This window comes from Methylophaga sp. OBS4, assembly GCF_026319305.1.
In the GTDB taxonomy this organism is placed as follows: Bacteria; Pseudomonadota; Gammaproteobacteria; order Nitrosococcales; family Methylophagaceae; genus Methylophaga.
The window spans coordinates 1-2,628 of record NZ_JAPDMV010000065.1 but is presented as its reverse complement, the minus strand read 5'-3'; the positions used below and the strand labels follow the sequence as shown (position 1 = coordinate 2,628).

Below are 2,628 nucleotides of genomic sequence, written 5' to 3'. Positions count from 1 at the left end.
CGTGTTTTTGAATAAAAGTCGATAAAGCCTGATGGATCAGGTTTTTCAATTGCTCTTTCAACGTTGTGGAGCCTTGATTGCAAAATGAACGGAGACGCGCATTTTATACCGAAACGACCGGGAAATGCACGATATCAGCGAAACAAGAAGCTGCCTTATTCGCGGCGTAACCTCGCAGGAATAGCGATTCTCTTTCAAGATGTTATGCCGCGAATAAGGCAGCTTATCGTCTCGCCCTGCGGGAGTCCATGTAAACAGCCAGCCCGGCGTTACAGCCTTTGCGAAGGGAATCACATTCTCTGCAGGCTGCGCCTTGTTCTGACTGTTTACATGGGCTCTGATACGCACATTTCCCGGTCGTTTCGGTATAAAATGCGCGTCTCCGTTCATTTTGCAATCAAGGCTCCACAACGTTGAAAGAGCAATTGAAAAACCTGATCCATCAGGCTTTATCGACTTTTATTCAAAAACACGCATTAGCCGTTGATCTGCCTGAGATTCAGGTCGATAGAACTAAAGACAAAACCCATGGTGACTTTGCTACTAACATTGCCATGATGCTGGCCAAACCGGCCCGAATGAATCCCAGGCAAATAGCGGCAGAGATTGTGGAAGCCCTGCCTGTTGCGGACTTTGTCACCCAGGTGGAGATCGCCGGCCCCGGATTTATTAACTTTTTCCTGTCCGCGGCAGCCAGTCAGCAAGTTGTCAGCGATATTCTTGCCCAAGGCGAACGCTATGGCCGCAGTAGCGCCGGTAACGGCAAAAAAGTGCAGGTGGAGTTTGTTTCCGCCAATCCGACCGGCCCGTTGCATGTCGGTCATGGTCGTGGGGCTGCTTATGGTTCGGTGGTCAGCAGTCTGCTGAATGCGGCCGGTTTTGATGTACACCGTGAATATTATGTCAACGATGCCGGCCGCCAAATGGATATTCTGGCGGCCAGTGTCTGGCTGCGTTATCTGGCTGCCTGCGGTGAACATTTCACTTTTCCCAGCAATGCCTATCAGGGCGAATATGTCAGAGAAATCGCCGCTGAATTGAAAACCGAGTATGGCGAACGCTTCCGCCATAACGCCAAGGAGGTTTTCGAGAATATCCCTGCCGATGAACCGGAAGGCGGCGATAAAGAAATGCATATTGATGGCTTGACCAACAGAGCCAAAAAGCTGCTGGGCGAAGCCGATTACCGCATGGTATTTGATAAGGGGCTTAATATAATACTGGCTGATATTCGCGACGATTTAGCGGATTTCGGTACCGAATACGACGAATGGTTTTCGGAACGTTCGCTGGTGGAGTCCGGTGAAGTCGATAAAGCAATTGAGCAACTGAAAGCGGCTAATGTCCTATATCAGGACAAAGGTGCCTGGTGGTTCAAATCGACCGATTATGGTGATGAAAAAGATCGGGTGGTCATACGTGATAATGGGCAGGCGACTTATTTTGCTTCCGATATTGCCTATCATCTGAATAAATATCAGCGTGGTTTCGATAGCATTATCGATATCTGGGGTGCGGATCACCATGGATATATCCCACGTGTCAGAGCTTCCATTGAAGCGATGAAGCAAAACGTGGATAAGCTCAAAGTGCTGCTGGTGCAGTTCGCGGTACTCTACCGGGGGGCTGAAAAAGTCGGCATGTCGACGCGCAGTGGTGAGTTTGTCACTTTGCGTCAACTACGTGATGAAGTCGGTAAAGATGCGGCACGTTTCTTCTATGTGATGCGTGGCGCCGATCAGCATATGGACTTTGATCTGGAGTTGGCGAAATCACAAAGTAACGATAACCCGGTGTATTACGTGCAATATGCGCATGCTCGTGTTTGCAGTGTGTTCAGACAATTGCAGGAGCGCGGGCTGAAATGGGATCAGGCTGTAGGCGAACAAAACCTGCAACGGCTGACAGAAACACATGAAGAAGCATTGTTCACCATCCTGTCGCGTTATCCGGAAATGCTGGAAACAGCCGCGTTGAACCACACCCCCCATTTGCTGGCACATTACCTGACCGATGTTGCGCGTGATTTCCATACCTATTACAACGCCCATCAGTTCATTGTTGATGATGTGGAATTAAGTCAGGCGCGCCTGACGCTGGTGGCGGCAGTGCGTCAGGTCATTGCCAATGCTTTGGGTGTAATGGGTGTGTCCGCACCGGAATCGATGTAAGAGGTAATAAGTGTACATTGCTTGTAAAGGGCTAACCATTCACTGCGCACCGCGCCTTGCTGTGGAATACCATGGCAACGCTGACGGTGTGATTAATTACAGGATATGGCACTAATGGCTGCCAAAAGAAACACGCGTAACGGATCCTCACCTCGTCGCTCGCTGCCCTGGGGGCCGATGCTACTCAGCTTTGCTGTCGGCGCTTTTGTGATGTTCCTGCTGCATCTGAAAGATAACGTACCTTCAGATGAGACCAGTAAAAAACAGACTACCCAGAAAGAGAAAAAAACCGGTTCGGTAGAGCCGACGTTTGATTTCTACACCTTGCTGCCGGAAATGGAAGTCATGGTGGAAAATAAAAATAAAGGTGAACAGCCGATTGTGACTTCACCCCCGGAACAGCAGGTCAAACAGGTAACAACAGCCAAAGCGGAACCTGCTGTCAGCTATATAATCC

General features: G+C 49.6%; 1 protein-coding gene and 1 pseudogene. Both read left to right on the top strand.

Translation table 11 applies throughout. From position 1 onward, the window contains the following. The first annotated feature begins 413 nt into the window (after window positions 1-413). A complete protein-coding gene (argS, locus tag OMP95_RS12485) occupies window positions 414-2,171 on the top strand; it encodes an arginine--tRNA ligase (protein ID WP_266329337.1) in 1,758 nt (585 codons plus the stop codon). 114 nt (window positions 2,172-2,285) lie between these two features. Then, a pseudogene (locus tag OMP95_RS12480) lies at window positions 2,286-2,628 on the top strand (SPOR domain-containing protein); the annotation flags it as partial.